This is a genomic window from Paenibacillus cucumis (ex Kampfer et al. 2016) (assembly GCF_019748695.1).
Classification (GTDB): Bacteria; Bacillota; Bacilli; order Paenibacillales; family Paenibacillaceae; genus Paenibacillus; species Paenibacillus polysaccharolyticus.
Genome location: NZ_JACLIC010000025.1, coordinates 98,500 through 115,873, shown reverse-complemented (window position 1 = coordinate 115,873; position 17,374 = coordinate 98,500). Strand labels below are relative to the sequence as shown.

14 protein-coding genes are annotated in these 17,374 nt (G+C 44.3%); 3 read left to right on the top strand and 11 right to left on the bottom strand.

What is annotated here, in order from left to right; genetic code table 11:
• The first annotated feature begins 41 nt into the window (after positions 1-41).
• Complete coding sequence (locus H7T88_RS16785; protein ID WP_090916666.1) at positions 42-1,268, top strand: glucose-1-phosphate adenylyltransferase; 1,227 nt, start codon at positions 42-44, stop codon at positions 1,266-1,268.
• Positions 1,269-1,381: 113 nt separating this feature from the next.
• Here the strand turns inward: H7T88_RS16785 and H7T88_RS16780 are convergent, their stop codons facing one another.
• From H7T88_RS16780 to H7T88_RS16760, 5 genes are all read right to left on the bottom strand, one after another.
• Positions 1,382-2,935, bottom strand: coding sequence for a sensor histidine kinase (locus H7T88_RS16780; RefSeq protein WP_260510963.1), 1,554 nt, complete (start codon positions 2,933-2,935; stop codon positions 1,382-1,384).
• Complete coding sequence (locus H7T88_RS16775) at positions 2,932-3,630, bottom strand: response regulator transcription factor (protein ID WP_090916668.1); 699 nt, start codon at positions 3,628-3,630, stop codon at positions 2,932-2,934. Before H7T88_RS16775 ends, H7T88_RS16780 begins: the two co-directional genes overlap by 4 nt.
• A gap of 14 nt (positions 3,631-3,644) precedes the next feature.
• Positions 3,645-4,916: a hypothetical protein gene (locus H7T88_RS16770; protein ID WP_221789412.1), complete on the bottom strand. Its 1,272-nt coding sequence runs from the start codon at positions 4,914-4,916 to the stop codon at positions 3,645-3,647.
• Positions 4,917-4,973: 57 nt separating this feature from the next.
• Positions 4,974-5,699 (bottom strand): phosphonate ABC transporter ATP-binding protein, encoded by a 726-nt coding sequence (locus tag H7T88_RS16765; protein WP_154890435.1) that lies wholly within the window; start codon positions 5,697-5,699, stop codon positions 4,974-4,976.
• Between the two features lie 83 nt (positions 5,700-5,782).
• Positions 5,783-6,964, bottom strand: a complete 1,182-nt coding sequence (locus H7T88_RS16760; protein WP_221789600.1) for an MFS transporter — start codon at positions 6,962-6,964, stop codon at positions 5,783-5,785.
• A 221-nt stretch (positions 6,965-7,185) separates the two neighbouring features.
• On the opposite strand from H7T88_RS16760, the gene H7T88_RS16755 reads away from it, so the two are divergent.
• Entirely contained in the window at positions 7,186-8,106 is a 921-nt protein-coding gene (locus H7T88_RS16755) for an ArsR/SmtB family transcription factor (RefSeq protein WP_090916674.1), read from the top strand.
• A 67-nt stretch (positions 8,107-8,173) separates the two neighbouring features.
• A complete protein-coding gene (locus H7T88_RS16750) occupies positions 8,174-8,938 on the top strand; it encodes an HAD family hydrolase (RefSeq protein ID WP_154890436.1) in 765 nt (254 codons plus the stop codon).
• Positions 8,939-8,985: 47 nt separating this feature from the next.
• Here the strand turns inward: H7T88_RS16750 and H7T88_RS16745 are convergent, their stop codons facing one another.
• From H7T88_RS16745 to lpdA, 6 genes are all read right to left on the bottom strand, one after another.
• On the bottom strand, positions 8,986-11,286 hold the full coding sequence (locus H7T88_RS16745) for a type IA DNA topoisomerase (RefSeq protein WP_221789411.1): 2,301 nt from the start codon (positions 11,284-11,286) through the stop codon (positions 8,986-8,988).
• 124 nt (positions 11,287-11,410) lie between these two features.
• Positions 11,411-11,902, bottom strand: a complete 492-nt coding sequence (fur, locus tag H7T88_RS16740; RefSeq protein ID WP_090916681.1) for a ferric iron uptake transcriptional regulator — start codon at positions 11,900-11,902, stop codon at positions 11,411-11,413.
• Between the two features lie 369 nt (positions 11,903-12,271).
• A complete protein-coding gene (gene gltD / locus H7T88_RS16735; protein WP_154983531.1) occupies positions 12,272-13,759 on the bottom strand; it encodes a glutamate synthase subunit beta in 1,488 nt (495 codons plus the stop codon).
• 595 nt (positions 13,760-14,354) lie between these two features.
• On the bottom strand, positions 14,355-14,843 hold the full coding sequence (locus tag H7T88_RS16730) for a dihydrofolate reductase (RefSeq protein WP_090917302.1): 489 nt from the start codon (positions 14,841-14,843) through the stop codon (positions 14,355-14,357).
• Positions 14,844-14,880: 37 nt separating this feature from the next.
• The gene (gene thyA / locus H7T88_RS16725) at positions 14,881-15,675 is read right to left on the bottom strand and encodes a thymidylate synthase (RefSeq protein ID WP_090916685.1); all 795 of its coding nucleotides are present in this window, start codon (positions 15,673-15,675) and stop codon (positions 14,881-14,883) included.
• 283 nt (positions 15,676-15,958) lie between these two features.
• On the bottom strand, positions 15,959-17,374 hold the full coding sequence (gene lpdA / locus H7T88_RS16720) for a dihydrolipoyl dehydrogenase (RefSeq protein WP_123065714.1): 1,416 nt from the start codon (positions 17,372-17,374) through the stop codon (positions 15,959-15,961).

Genomic DNA, 17,374 nt, shown 5'->3' with positions numbered 1-17,374 from the left:
AATGTACTACACTGCACAAATATTTTGGGAGGGAAACGATCATGTTTAATAAAGATTGCATCGCTATGCTGTTGGCGGGAGGAGAAGGAAAGCGATTAGCTCCTTTAACCTCGAGGATTGCAAAACCCGCTGTACCGTTTGGCGGGCATTACCGGATTATCGATTTTCCTCTCAGTAACTGCGTCAACTCAGGGATCGACACTGTAGGTGTTCTGACGCAGTACCAGGCGGAATCATTGCACGAACATATTGGTCAAGGAGAGCCATGGACACCTGGCAATTCGAATGAGACCGGAATCTCCTTGCTTCCATCTTATCATACAGGAAATGACGAATACTTGGGAACTGCGGATGCCATATATAAAAATATGGACTATATTGACCAGCAAAACCCCGAAAATGTTCTAATTTTGTCGGGTGACCATATTTATCATATGAATTATCGCGAGATGCTCGAGGAACACAAGGCTAACAATGCCCTCGCTACGATTTCTGTCATGGAAGTGCCTTGGGACGAAGCTCATCGCTTCGGAATTATGGCAGCAGATGAAAATATGCGCGTGACCGAATTTGCCGAAAAACCGGCTGAACCTAAAAGTAACTTGGCCTCGATGGGCATTTACATGTTCAATTGGCAATATCTGAAACGTCACTTGCTTGAAGATGCTGCGAATCCAAATTCCAGTCATGACTTCGGGAAAGATGTCATTCCACAGATGTTAAACGAAACTAATTCGCTTTATGTATATAACTTCAATGGTTATTGGAAAGATGTCGGTACGGTGAAAAGTCTTTGGGATGCGCATATGGATCTGTTATATAACGAAGAAAACTGGAGCTTGCAACGAGAAGATTGGCCTATGTTCACCCGCGAATGGCGCTCCAAACCAAGCGCGATCAAAGCGAGACAAAATCAGATGCAACATCTGGCTTCCATGGTTCACGACTCTTGCGCTATTGAAGGCCGGGCTGAACGCTCCGTGATTTTCTGCGGTGCCGAAGTTGGCAAAGGCTCTGAAGTGCTTGACAGTGTCATTATGCCTAACGCACGCGTAGGCCGCGGTGTTCATATCGAACGCGCAATTATCGGCGAGGGAGCCATTATCAAAGACGGTGCCATTGTTAAAGGTACAGCCGATGAAATTGTGGTCGTTGGCCCAAATGAGATTGTCGCACCTAAACCAGCCGTACGCACGCAACCTGTACGTATGCTCAAAGAAGTGTATGAAAAAAGTGGTCGTCTCCGTGCTGGTGAATTATCCTCATAAATTCTTTAAGATGTACCTTAAATGTAAAAAGGCGAGCCATAATGGCTCGCCTTTCTGGTTTCGCTGTATAAGATTTCATCGTCTGCTACCACCGTACGTGTGATAATGACGAACTAGCGCTTCTCGCCCTCAGTTGATGAGTCATGAGCCTGTATCTGCTCATTCTGGTCTGGCTCCGAAGTTGTATTTGCCGGTTTCTCCGGTGTACCAGCTTCGATCAGTGCTACCTCATCCGTTATACCTTGTTCAACTGAAGCTATCTCCTGATTAAGCATAGGTAAGGATACAGTCACCGTTGTCCCTGAACCAAGCTCACTTTGCATCGTAATGGTGCCCTCATGCAGTTCCACAAGCTCCTGAGTAATGGCAAGACCAAGTCCCGTGCCTCCATTTTGGTGGTTTACCTGGAAGAAACGATCCCTTACCTTAATCAAATGTTCCTCACTGATCCCAATTCCTGTATCCTGCACAACAGCCACAATCTGACCATTCTCTTCTTTGACCGTAAGGAATATCCACGAGTTCTCATGTGAGAACTTGATCGCGTTGTCCACAATGTTTAAGAACACCTGCTTCAAACGATTGCCATCGCCATATACATTGTAGGCGCGTGTTTCGTCCGTCTCTAACTTCAGATGTACCTGCTTTTGTTCAGCTTTGGCCCATACGTTCAGCATGGTCTCTTGCACAACCTCACGAATATTAACTGTGCCTTTCACAAGCTTCATCTGGTTCTGTTGCAGTTTGGAGAAATCAAGCATCTCCTCTACCAACCCGATTAGCCGCTCTGTTTCCTTCGCGATAATCCCCATACCAATACGTGTTTCTTCCGGATCGTATCCACCTGAATCAAGCGTTTCACTCCAACCCTTAATACTGGTCAGCGGTGTACGCAGTTCATGGGAAATGGACGAAATAAAATCGTCTTTAATCTGGTTACTACGTACAATTTCGTGGGCCATGAAGTTAAGCGTTGACGCTAGTTCGCCCAGTTCATGTTTATAATTCCCTTTGACTCTGACATCCAGCCGTCCTTTCGCCATCTGAGCAGATACCGCTGTGATACTGTTAATAGGCCTTACAATGGAGTTAGCCATTCCAATACTGATAATTAACACGATGGCAAGTACACCAACGCCTACGGCAATAGCCAGTAACCCCATGACAAGTAGTTTAGAGTTTACGGATTCGAGCGAAGTCAGATAACGTACAATGTACGTATTTTCACCACCAAGGTCGAATTTGTTGGCAACTGCCATCACCGATTCTCCGGTGTTGGGTTGTCTGCCAATCCATCGTCCCATATCCCCGTTCAAAGCCTGCATAACGTCGCTCGTTTGTAACATTGCTCGATCTGACTCAAAGGCCGTCGAACTCGCCAGCACGCGGCCGTTCAGATCCAGGATCTCCAGTTCAGTATTGTCTAATGCAAGTCGAACAAGGAGTCTGGACAAGTTGTTGTTGCCGTCTTCTCCATTACTAGCTCTGGCTATTGGCTCAAGAAAGTCTCTGTTATTGGTAATGTGTGTGCTAATGGTATTGTAAATGCTCTCATAATAATACCGCTGCACAGCTAGCATAAACACAAACTCAACAAGCACCAGAGCGAGGAAAACGACAATAAAGTAGTGTAATACGATCTGCCGCGTGATCCCCTTTTTGATCATTGATCCCGGCCCTTCCATTTGTACCCGTGACCCCATACAGTTTGCAGGTATTCAGGCTCGGAAGGATTGTTCTCAATTTTTTGACGTAGACGACGGATGTTAACATCAACAATTTTGGGATCACCCATATATTCTTTGCCCCACACATGGTCCAGTAGCAAGTCACGGCTCAGCGGCGTATTTTCTTTTTCCAAGAAGAACTGAATTAAAGAAAATTCCGTAGGTGTTAATTCAATGGCTTCATTATTCTTTTTAAACTGTTTGGAGATCAGATCCAGTGAAAACGGCCCCGATTGGAACGTTACTTTAGCCGCAGTTTCACGATGTACATTGACACGACGAAGAAGTGATTGAATCCGTGCAATCAGTTCAGTCGGGCTGAAAGGTTTGCTTACGTGATCGTCTGCCCCTACTGAAAGAGCGTATACTTTATCCTGCTCCTGAACTTTGGCTGTCAAGAAAATAATACCGAGCCGTTCGTTCGTTTCACGAATCCGTCTACATACTTCAAAACCATCAATGCCAGGAACCATAACGTCCAGCAGTGCAAGATCAATATCGGGTACAGATTGCAAAATGCGTAAGGCCTCATGACCATCGCCCGCTTCCAGCACTTCGAATCCATTTCTTTTTAAATTAATGACGATAAAACTGCGGATAGATTCTTCATCCTCAAGAATAAGTACTTTACTCATCAAGTTCTTCCTTTCTATTCAGCTGAGAAGTTTTTACTTAATGCATCCTTGCCCGCCTCAGATTGTGCAACACGCGATGCAATCACCCGATCTTTTGTTCGAGTAATTTCCTTCCAGCTCTTTCCCTTTTCAAGATCCCACTGAGAAAACGTGAAATATTTGATTTCGGCCACGGTTTCATCCGTTTTGATCATCTTAAATCGAATGTATTTTTCCTTCTCCGATTTGGTGTCAATCGTGATCTTGCCATACCATTCAGGCTTTAAGTTCAAATGGAACAAATCCGCATCATCCCGGAACTGGAACGACACAAACTTTTTCCCCTCTTTGCCATCCCACTGGTAGAATGTATAAAACCACATGCGCGAATCAAATACGTAGTGCTCCCAACCTTTTGGTGTTTCTTTTAATCCAAACTCAATAATACCATCATTATTCACATCACCGCTTAAAATTTTGTCATCTCTGTACGTTTGATCCGGTGATTTAAAAGCACTAACAAGTTTATTGTCTTTCACATACATGTTCTGTGTAAACGAACTGCGATCATCCAGATCCGCATCAAGTACAATCCCCATTTTTCCGTCAGCGATCTCACCGCCAAGAGCGTTATACACTTCTTTAACCGTATAGTCAGTAACAACACGATCCATTTCCTTAAAGCTGTCATCCTGATACTGATACAAGGCTATGCTGGCAAAACCACTGGCGTTTAGCGAAACAACAACAAAATCACTCTTTCCATCTCCACTTAAATCCAGCGCGTTACCCTGCATATCATCGATAATGACCTGATTGTAAGGCACGCCGCCCAGCACTTGTTCCAAGACTCCGCCTTTATATGAATATGCCGTTAAGGCTTTCTGATCCTGCAAGCTGACACCTACGATAATGTCCGGGTTCCCATCATTCGTAATATCCATTACTTTGAACGATTCCAACTCATTGCCTGGTACATCAAACGTCAGTTTCTTGACCCAGGTTCCCCCCTGCTCTTCCAAAATCATACCGTGGATACGTACATTCTCATTAGGCGTCTCGTAGAAAACAATGGCCTCGCGAATACCGTCACCGTTCAGATCTTCCACACGAATCATGCTGGTATTGCTCATATCTTTGGGCCGAATCAACTTACTTTCAGGCGGTGTTTCCTTCTGCACAATATTATACAGTTTCTCTTTGTCCGTCGACATCATCGGCGGCTTCATTAGAAGCTTGGGGTCACTGATCACTGTACAGCCACTTAGCACGGTTCCGAGCAAAACAGCCATTGTACCTGCTGCCATGCAGCGTCCCCATCGCGAATTAAGCAATTTCATCACTCTTTTCATTAAGCACTCATTTTAAATCTGATTTTTCTCCTGCTGTGTTAATCTCCGTCCTCGTATATCAAAAGCGATCCGGCCTTCTGCGATTCCCCAGATTCGCGAAGCATGTTTCTCTGCTAGTTCAATCGGTAACACGGCAATGACTGTAGCTCGTTCCTCTTCACACAATTTGCGTAACGTTTCCAGCACGGCATCAGCCGTATGAGGATCGAGTCCAATGACAGGTTCATCCGCCAACACAACCTTGGCACCATGAGCAAGCGCCCTTGCAATAGCAACACGCTGCTTCTCGCCGCCGCTCATTTTTTCAGCAAGCTGATGCGCTTTATCCAGTAAACCTAAACCTTCGAGGTGGTCCATCGCTCCCATGTAGTCATCCGAACGCACCATGCCCGTTGCCATCCTCCATAATGGAGTTTGACCAAAACGCCCGATAAGTACATTCTTCAGCGCCGTTTTTCTGGGATATAACTGTGGGTTCTGTTCCAAGTATGCCCATTCCCGCCGAATTTTCTGTTTACCGCTCCAGCCTTCTTTCAGAATATCCATGCCGTCAACAGTAAAACGCCCTGAATCCCACGTCTCCTTCATCGCCAAACATTTCAGCAACATGCTTTTGCCACTCCCGCTGGAGCCGACTACCGCAATCATTTCCCCTTGTTGCATATCAAAACGAATATCACGTAGAATCGGAATACGATCCGCTCCAACGGATTTACTCAAGTTCTCCACTCTGATCATCGCGATGTCTCCTCTTGTCCATGTTTTTCCCTACTACTAGTGTACTCGGAAATGGACATCAATTTCCATGCGAACACCAGCTTCTATTTTAACACAAATTCTGCTTCGCGTTTACGCCGAAATAATAGTCCTGTAACACCAAAAATGAAATACAAGCAACCAAGCATCGTAAACATACTGCCAGGTGAAACCCAGTTGATCAACTGACCTCCCAGATTCGGTGCCACGATACTTCCGATCGTAAAGTGAAAGGACGCTACCACATTGGCTGCAGGTAACAAAACTTTAGGTAAAATATCTGCGGCATAAGCGAGTCCCAGCGAGAAAAATGAACCTACGAGTCCTCCGGCGATAAGCAACAGTACAAGTGTCAGCCAGAAATTCGTACCTGCTAAAGGAACTAGCATAAATGCTAAACCGCCACCCATTCCGGCTATCATAAGAATTACTTTTCGACCATATCGGTCACTTAATATTCCGAGCGGAAGCTGCAGGAATAGTCCACCAATCCCTATAAAAGGAAGCAAAGAGGCTATCTGATCCGTATCATATCCCACACGAAGTCCGTAAACGGGAAAGTTGCTGTTCATGCCTGCTTCCATATAACCGTATAAAAGAGCTGGCAACAGCGCATACCATGCCCAAGCGAAACTGCGGCGAAAGCGTCTTTCTGGAAAATGAGCATGTTCTGCTTTTTCCGGCTTGGTATCCGGTTGCTTCATCAGCACCAGAATGAGTACAGCGGCCATGCCAACAAACAGCACTAAAAATGGCACAGCATCACCATACCCGAGCAACTTGATTCCTAATGGCCCGATACTGAAACCCAGTCCGTAAGACATACCGTAAAGGGATATATAACGTCCTCGCTTCTCTGGCGCAGTGACTAACAGCACCCATAGCTGCGCTGCATAATGTAAAGCACTGTCTCCGATGCCGACAATCAGGCGTAGCACAAACCAAATTTTAATATCAGGAAAATACGGGAACAGGATCAAGGGAAGCATAACCAGAATCAAGCCGCCAACAATCAGTTTTTTGAATCCCAGTACCCCCAGTAAACGTTCGGCTGCCAGTGTCATTGCGAATGAGCCAATGTAGAGCGCAGCGGCATTTAACCCGTTTAACCCTGGAGAAACCCCTTGCTGTTCCAGAAAAATGGATAAGACAGGTAGCAACAATCCCTGACTGATCCCTGCTGCAACGATCACGGTAATTAAAATCAAATAATTAAAAGTTGAGGGTGATATTTTAGATTTGAACATCAATGCCACGACATTTCATTCCTCCTGCAAGCGCAAACAAAGAAAAATCGCCATTGCTGACGATCTCTAGGCTGTTATTTATATGGGTATATACTTTCTTTATAAATCGGGTCTAAGCCCCGAACTTGAACATTATAGTGGACAACGCCCGGTAAAACAAGCCATAATAGTACATAAGTCGCTGTGAATACCTAGATGTGACGGGAGGATTCTGCATCATTATGGCTTATCACGTTAAAATTGATGTTTCACCGATATATGAGATGCTCAACAGCTTTTTAGTTTATGTCACGAAAAAGTGGATTCAGCATCTGGACATTGGTCCTGAATGGATTCTGGACGTTGAGCGCAAGCTAAGTTCCAACGTACGTGCTGCGCTTGCACCCGCTGCTACGTGGCCTTTTGACGATTTTGATGTCCTGTTCGCCTGGGCAGCATATAAGAATACCACTTTAGAAAATCAAGACTTTCTGGACATGCTCACAGAGCTTTCGGCTGACGAATTATTTGCGCGCGTGTCTTCATTAATGCCTTCGCTTACGATAGAAGAATCGACGCGTATTCGAAACAGCTACGTCCCATTACTGCGACTATGGGATCAGCACTATTGCCGGAACATTAGCGAAGATCATCGTGTATGGCTTGAAGAGGATGCTGAAGAAAAACGCATTTTGCTCGAAAAAATGGGCCCTGAACTGTTAATAGAATATGCTACCGCAGGTGTTATTGTGGAACCCATCGCTGGATTAAACGAAGTGATTCTGTTCCCAACGGTGCATAACCGTCCTATTAACATGTACTGCTTCTATGAAGGCATGATGATTATTCAGTATCCCGTAGATATACCTGAAGAGAGTGAAGATGAGCCGCCAACGTGTTTGCTCAGGTTCACACATGCATTGGCAGACCCGGAAAGACTTCGCCTGTTAAGATATGTTTCGGACGAACCGAAGTCACTCTCGGAGATGTGTGAGGAGCTTGGCAAAGAACAAGATCCTGTCAAAGATCAGGTTACAGCTCTTCGCATTGCAGGTCTACTGCGTACACATTTACTAGGAAGCAATCGTAAAGAAAAATATAGCATCAGACCTGACGGAGTATCTGAATTGAATATGTTTTTAGAATCCTACATTCGCATCTAACTCGTTATTTTATTTTATAGGATAATGAATGATCCGCAGGCAAGCGCAGGCAAGGAGTGAACTAGCATTGACCTTATTAAAACAACATATCTTGTTTGACCTTGATGATACACTTGTATATTGCAACAAATATTTCAATCTTGTTCTGGGAGAATTCTTTGAGAACATGCAACAATGGTTCGACGGACATGCCCTGACCACACAGCAGATTCGGGAGAAGCAACTCGAAATAGACGTGACGGGAGTGAACAAAGTCGGGTTTGCTAGTCACCATTTTCCACAATCTTTGATTGATACGTATCGATATTTTTCCCAAAAATATGCACGTGTAACATCAACTAAAGAAGAAACGTATTTGAGCAAACTGGGCATGAGTGTCTACACCCAGGAAGTTGAGCCTTATCCGCATATGGTAGAAACGTTGGAAGAACTGAAGTCTGCAGGGCACTCTCTTTATTTGTACACAGGCGGTGAGACCGTCATTCAACAAAGAAAGATTGACCAGATGAAACTCTCCATCTATTTCGATGATCGAATCTATATTCGTCAGCACAAAAATATTGAAGCATTGGAAGGCATTCTGTCCAAAGGCCCTTTTGACCGGCGAGCAACATGGATGATTGGCAATTCACTTCGCACAGATATTATGCCTGCCGTAAATGCCGGAATTCATAGCATCTATATCAAACAGCCCAATGAATGGCAATATAACATTGTTGAACTGCAACCGAATCCGGAAACTTCCATGTATACCATCACAGCACTGGAAGAGGTCCCGAAAGTCATTCATGAAGATATAGAGCAGAAACAACAAAAAAGAACCCTTGGCTAAAGGGTTCTTTTTTTACTTTCAACTATAAAATCTACAGCGGCCTATGATCATGCTTCCTGTTTTTCACCGGATAATTGACCCGTGACCACATCTTTTAAAATAATACGTGCCTTCACCGTGCTTCCATCCTTGCGTTTGAATGAGAGAACTTGCGTACTGCCCTTCTCTACCAATGACTTCAGCATTGTGCTTGTTATTTTTTTGCCAGCGTATTCTTTCCAGACGACAAATGTACATCCTTCTTTGAAACGGGAACAGCCATACCCCTTCTTGCCCTCAATAATATGCCCGGAACAACCAGGTGAAGGACATGAAGCAAGCACTTCACGTACACCAGAACTTGCGGTACCCGATTGCACAGTTGTGCCTGTACTTGAAGCTGCGTTTGCTGTTGAAGTCCTGGTCGCTTTGCTACTACTCGTTACCTTGTTACCTCCTTTGTTGCCAGATCCTCTCGCTTTCCCCTTACCTTTGCCTCTCGCATCTTCACCAAAGGCATCAGCAGCAGCGGGAGCCTGTACACGCACTTTTTCAATGATTGATAATGTGAATTTCTTGACATTTTCCATGAACTTGTCCTGTCCAGCTTCACCTTTAGAGATCTGATGTAACCGACGCTCCCATTGCCCCGTCATCTCAGGCGAAGTCAGCAAATCTACACCGGCACGACGAATTAATTCAATCGCTGTTCGTCCCTTCAGCGTCAGTTGCATCTTTTTCCCTTGCATCGTAATGTAACCTACGTTTTTGAGACGCTCGATCGTAGCCGCCCGTGTAGCCGGGGTTCCCAGACCGCTATCCTTCATCGCATCACGAAGTTCTTCGTTCTCGATCTGTTTACCTGCACTCTCCATTGCTTTGAGCAGTGTGCCCTCAGTATAACTTTTGGGCGGTTGAGTAGCTTTCTCCTTGAACTCGCTCTTCGTACATTGAATAGGCAAGTCAGGCTGTACAGCGAAAGCTTTGTCCGTCCATTCCTCTGCTTCCTCTTCTTCATTGCTATTTTTCTTCGCTTTTTTCCTACCAGAAGCACCTTGTTCCTGATCGCCAGAACCAAGCACTACTTTCCAACCGATGGATAATAGTTCTTTCACAGACGTTTTGAACTGATGTTTCTCAACCTCCGTAAGTACCGTATGCTGTTTATACTCGGCGGGGGGATAGAAATGAGACAGGAAACGTCTCACAATTAAGTCATATATATTTTGTTCTTCCTTGGATAGTGTCCCTGGTCGTTTCAGTGTTGGCAAAATCGCATGGTGGTCTTCCACCCGGCTCGGATTGCAGACCCCTTTATTATTTTTATGCACCAATTCCGGCTTTGCGCCCAAAGCGAGCTCACTGTACGTTCCGTTTTTGAGCAAATTCAATGTTTTGTGCATGCCTTCAATGTTCTGCTCCGTAACATAGTTGGAATTGGTACGCGGGTACGAGATCACTTTATGTTTTTCGTACAGGGCCTGTGCAATATCCAGTGTTTTTTTCGCGCCGTAGCCAAATTTCGCATTCGCTTCACGCTGTAAAAGAGTCAAGTCATACAACCGGTATGGATACTCCTTGGTTTGTTTGGCTTCATATTTAATAATCTGACCTGTCTTGCCCTTTACACTGTTTGCAATAGCCTCTGCTGTTGCTGCATCCGTAAGTTTATCTCCTTGACGTACACCCCGGTATTCAACACCTTCCTGCCGAAACCAGGCCGCCACTTCATAGAACGTCTGTGACTGAAACGCTTCAATCTCCATCTCACGATCATAGATGAGAGCCAATACAGGTGTTTGCACTCGTCCAACAGACAGTAGTGCATTATGCCTTGTTGTAAACGCCCGTGAGGCATTCATGCCAATCAGCCAGTCCGCTTCACTGCGTGCACGGGCAGCATAAGTCAGATTTTCGAATTCTGCGGCATCTTTCAATCCATCAAATCCACGCCGAATACTTTCAGCTGTCAAATCCGATATCCACAGACGTTTTACAGGCTGGCGCAACTTTAATTGCTGCTGAATCAGCGCAAAAATATATTGTCCTTCCCGCCCTGCATCACAAGCGTTAACAATCGCTGAAGCACGCTTTGCGAGTTCTCCGATGATTTTGAGCTGATCCTTTGTCCGTGGATTCGGTACAATTTTGAATTGATCCGGAATGATCGGCAAGTCCGCAATATTCCAGCGTTTGTATTTCGAATCATAGGCATCCGGTTCAGCCAGTCCAAGCAAATGCCCAATCGCCCAGGTGATAATGTACTGTTCACCTTCCAGATACGTGCGATTATTTTTGGCTTTTGGTTCTATGACGGCGGCAATGGTTCTCCCCATATCGGGTTTCTCCGCAATAACCAGTGTCTTCATCCGTCCATCTCTCCTCCTAAACCGTCACTATGACGGCAAAAAGGGGCCTTCCGCCGACGGAAGCCCCTGCTTCTGAAACTTATTATATCAGATTTTGGATTCAAGAGCACCTATTCGGGATGAATTAACCAGCCGCTGGCTCATCAAGCTCATGTTTTTGTCTGCATTCTTTACACACACCTTGAAAATCAAGTCGATGATCGGTCACAGCAAAACCATACTGACGCAAAACCTGTTGCTCCAATCGAAGCAATCCATCTTCCATAATTTCTTCCACACTTCCACATTCCGTACAGATCAAGTGATGATGATGGTGAGAGCCGTCTGTGCTACGCAAATCAAAACGTGCAGCTCCATCACCGAAGTTAATTTTCTCTACAACCTGCAAGTCACTGAGTAGCTCTAGCGTACGATAAACGGTTGCGAGTCCAATCTCCGGAAACTTTTCTTTTACCAGGAGAAATACTTCTTCTGCGCTAAAATGATCTTTCTCATGTTCCAACAACACACGTACCGTCACTTCACGTTGCTGAGTTAACTTATATCCTTTATCAACCAATTGGCTTTTGATTTGATCAATTTGCTCCGAAATGGACTTGTCCCGATTACTTGCCATACGGGTGCACCTCCGTTATATGTTATGTTACCTATCTTTACTTAAACGTATCTGCAATCATGTACTCAATTCAATGTCATCTTTATAAGACAGCATCGTCAAAGTTAAAATTCTATTTCCCATTATGATTGAATTCGACTTCAACCTTATTTATAATAATTATAATCTAATAATAAGTCTTTATCTTAGAAAATGCAATGCTCTTATTCACATTGTCATCAGAAATGGAAAAATTTAAAGAAAGTTTATTGATCAAAATATATAGCAAATACCCCTCGCATATACGAGGGGTATTCATCGCTTTGTTGATAATGTAAATACTTTATGATGTAAATTAAGAAGACAGAAAGATCGAACAATGGTGCTGGTTTATACCAGTACTGTTGCGCCCATCAAATATTTATCCACTTCACGAGCGGCTTCACGGCCTTCATTGATAGCCCATACTACTAGACTTTGACCACGGCGCATGTCACCTGCTGCAAATACTTTATCTACGTTCGTGTTGTATTTGCCATAACGCGCCTTCACGTTCGTGCGGCGATCCGTTTCAAGTCCCAACTGCTCAACAAGCGTTTGCTCCGGTCCGTCAAAACCGATCGCAATCATTGCCATCTGCGCAGGGAATACACGCTCTGTACCTGGAACTGGCTGATAAATCTTGCGGCCTGTCTCATCGACAATACGTTCGATTTGAATCGTGTGCAGTTCTTTGAGATTGCCCTCTTCATCACCCACAAATTTGGTAGTCATGATGGAGAATTCACGTGGATCTTGACCAAACAACGCTTTGGCTTCTTCTTGTGCATAATCCAGTGTGTATACGTTCGGAAATTGTGGCCAAGGATTGTTAATTGGATCACGCTCCATCGGCGCCTGAGTATGCGTACCGAATTGTGTGATCGTGCGACATCCGTGACGCAGCGATGTAGCTACACAGTCAGAGCCTGTATCTCCGCCCCCGATTACAATAACATCTTTATCCTTTGCAGAGATGTAGTTGCCATCCTCCAGGTTAGAGTCCAGGAAGCTTTTGATGCTACCATTCAGGAAATCCATTGCATAATGAACTCCTTTAAGATCAGCACCTTCAATGTTGAACTCACGAGGTTTGGTTGCACCGCCGCACAGAACAACAGCATCATAATCATTAACAAGTTGCTCAGCCGGAATATCTTTTCCGATCTCTGTATTCGTAATAAACTCAATTCCTTCAGCTGCCAGCAAATCTACACGGCGTTGTACCACTTTTTTATCCAGCTTCATCGTAGGGATTCCGTACATCAACAATCCGCCGACACGGTCTGAACGTTCATATACCGTTACCGTATGTCCAGCCTTGTTTAATTGAGCCGCTGTTGCAAGTCCCGCCGGACCTGAACCGACTACAGCTACACGCTTACCTGTGCGTTTCTCCGGTGGCTGTGGTACAACCCAACCTTCTTCGAAGCCTTTTTCAATAATGGCTTCTTCAATCGTTTTGATCGTTACAGGCTGACCAATCAGGCCCACTGTACATGATCCTTCACAAGGGGCTGGGCAGATACGGCCTGTAAACTCCGGAAAATTGTTCGTTTTGTGAAGACGCTCCAGCGCTTCCTTCCACAAACCGCGATAAACGAGATTATTCCATTCTGGAATCAGGTTATGAACCGGGCAGCCTGACGTACCGCCAGTCATATCTATACCTGTATGACAATAAGGGGTACCACAATCCATGCACCTTGCACCTTGTGTTCTGAGCTCTTCTTCAGCCATATGTTTATGAAACTCTTCCCAATCCTTGATGCGCTCCGCTGGCTCTCGATCGGCAGGGAGCTGCCGTTTGTATTCCATAAATCCAGTAGGTGTAGACATCTTACGTTTCCCCCATCCGTTCTTGTCTTAATCCCTTCATGCGTATGGCTCTATATGAAATGGATTACTCTTTTACTTGAGTTTTTGTCTATTGTATCACAAAATCTACTCAAAGATATTTCAATTATAGTAGCACTTACGACATTGAATATTAAATGGATTATCCGCATAATTATTTGTATTTTATACATCATAGCGTTCAACTGAACGTATGGTCAATAGCTTAAATTTGGTCTTAAACCAGAGTATAATGTTTTTTTACAAGCGAAAGTTGAGAATAAAAAAAGCGATAACGTCATATAAATGTAAGATAAATTGTCATTAAAATCAAGCTTTTTAGTGAAATTTATACTCATTTACGAAAATAAAGCTCAATTTAAAGCTTTACAACGTTGAATCCCTACAGTTTTTAGACTATTCGACCATAAACGAATGTTGATCCAATGTATATTATGCAAAATTCACCAGTCAATGTGTCATATTGATGTAACGGAATAAGATTTGACATGATTGTTCACAATCAATACAAAACATTATATTAAAAAAAGACACTGCTCACGGAAAATTCCTGTGTTCAGTGTCTTTACATGTTTTTCTAACGTTTACGCTCGTAAAACTCGAATGTAAAAGGATATACGTTTTTCTCATCCTGCTCGCCTTCGATCTGCTTCTTTAACTCCCACTCGCTCCAGTCCACTTCCGGGAAAAACGTATCTCCCTCAAATTGCTCATGAATCTTGGTGACGACAAGCCGATCCGCAAACGGTAGAAACTCCCGATATACCTGAGAACCTCCAATTACGCAAAGTTCTTCACCTTGAGCAGCCTTCAGACCTTCTTCAATCGTATGTACGATCTCTGCTTGATCCGCTCTATAATTCAAGTCTCGAGTCACAACAATATTACGACGGTGAGGGAGTGGCTTGCCGCCGAATGATTCCCACGTATTACGTCCCATAATAATCGTTTTGTTTATCGTTTGTTGCTTGAAAAAAGCCATATCTTTTGGCAATCGCCAAGGAAGAGAATTATGATGTCCAATCACACCATTCTCTCCCATTGCCCATACCAATTCAATACTCAAAGGCTGCACATCCCTTTCATCGAATACGTTATTGTGTTTATACTGCAATCGGTGCTTTGATACCTGGATGATGTTCATAATTTTCAAATTCAAAATCTTCAAATTTGTAATCAAAAATCGAATCAGGCTTACGTTTGATCACCAGCTTAGGCAAAGCAAAAGGCTCGCGCTCTAGTTGCGTTTTCACCTGCTCCACATGATTGGAATAGATGTGCACATCACCACCAGACCAGATGAAGTCGCCCACTTCCAGATCACATTGCTGTGCAATCATATGTGTCAGAAGTGCATAACTGGCTATATTAAACGGTAAACCAAGGAAGGTATCCACGGAGCGCATCGTCAGCATACAAGATAGTTTACCCTCCGCCACATAAAACTGAAACGCAAAATGACAAGGCGGTAATTTCATGTTGTTAATTTCGGCTACATTCCACGCACTCACCAGATGACGGCGGGAATCGGGATTATTTTTGATTGAATCCACTACAGCAGCGATCTGATCTATTTTCTCCCCGTTCGGCGCTTCCCATGTCCGCCATTGTGAGCCGTAAACCGGTCCAAGATCGCCATTTTCGTCTGCCCAGTCATCCCAGATCTTCACACCATTTTCTTTCAGATAAGAAATATTCGTATCCCCACTCAAAAACCATAGCAACTCATGAATAACGGATTTGAGGTGAATTCGTTTGGTTGTTACAAGCGGAAAACCTTTCGATAAATCATAACGAAGCTGTCGGCCAAACACGGATTGTGTGCCCGTTCCGGTACGATCTCCTTTGTGGACCCCATTATCCAATATATCTTGTAATAAATCGAGATAGTTTTTCATGTTGGTATCTCCTCGCATCTCTATATATGTTTCGCACTCATACCCATCTGGGCCACAGACTTCGAGAGGTCTGTTCATTACTAAAGTGTACCACAATTGAGTACTAGGAAGAAATGAATTCGCTAAACAAGTTGAGGCGTGTATGCTTCTATCATTCTATGGACACCGATATCTTGATCTTCTCAATTACAACTCAAAAAAAAGAGACAAGCAACGCAATTAGCGCCACTCGTCTCTTTCGAATCTACATATAATGCCGGACGAATCCGATACTTCGATGATCTTAACGGGAGATGATGTGGATCGGGTGACCCATTACCAATTCCGCTGCTTCCATCACGATTTCGCCCAAAGTTGGGTGAGCGTGAATAGTAAGCGCCAGATCTTCCAACGTTGCGCCCATCTCGATTGCAAGACCAAGCTCAGCAATCAAGTTGGAAGCTTCCAGACCAACGATTTGGCAACCCAATACAAGGCCACTTTCTTCGTCAGCAACGATTTTCACGAAGCCTTCTGCATGGTTCAAAGATACTGCACGGCCATTACCCGCGTAAGGGAATTTACCTGCTTTTACTTTGTAACCTTTTTCTTTTGCTTCTTTCTCCGTGTAACCTACGCTGGAGCACTCAGGATCTGTGAATACAACAGCTGGCATACATTTGTAGTCTACTACAGATGGTTGTCCAGCGATTGCTTCCGCAGCAACTTTACCTTCATAAGAAGCTTTGTGTGCCAGAGCAAGACCAGATACGATATCACCAATTGCGAAGATGTGCGGGATGCTAGTGCGACCTTGGTGGTCAACTTTAACGAATCCGCGCTCATCAACGTCAACACCGATCATATCAAGACCGAGTTCTCCGTCTGTATTAGGACGACGTCCTACAGTAACGAGCAGGTAATCTGCAGTTACTTCTTTGGATTCACCATTTACAGAATATTTAACAGTTACATCTTTATCCGTTTGCTCAGCGCTTTCCGCTTTTGCACCCGTTACGATTTCGATGCCTGTTTTCTTCATGTTTTTAGCTACAAGGCTAGTCATGTCTTTATCGAAACCTGGCAGTACCGTATCCAAACCTTCGATGATTGTTACTTTAGCACCGAATTTGGAGTACATTTGACCAAGCTCAGCGCCGATATAACCGCCACCGATTACGATCATGCTTTTTGGTACTTCAGGCAAGTTCAATGCTTCTGTCGAAGACAAGATGCGTCCGCCAAACGGGAAAGGTTTCAGTTCGATTGGACGGGAACCTGTTGCAATAATTGCATTTTTGAACTTGTAACGTGGTGACTCGTGATCGTTGAATACACGAGCTTCGTTTTCGTTGATGAACATGCACTCACCGTTGAAAACTTCAACTTTGTTGCCTTTGAGCAAACCAGCTACGCCGCCAGTCATTTTCTTAACAACGCCGTTTTTGAATTCTTGAGTTTTAGCAAAATCTACTTTTACGTTCTCGGCGGAGATACCGAAAGCTTCGCCGTGAAGAGCAGACTCATATTGATGTGCAGCAGAGATCAGAGCTTTGGATGGGATACATCCACGGTTCAAACATACGCCGCCCAGCTCGGATTTGTCTACGATCAATACGCTTTGGCCCAGTTGTGCAGCGCGGATGGCAGCTACATAGCCGCCAGGTCCTGCACCAATTACTAATGTGTCGATATTGAGAGAAGCGTCGCCTACTACCAT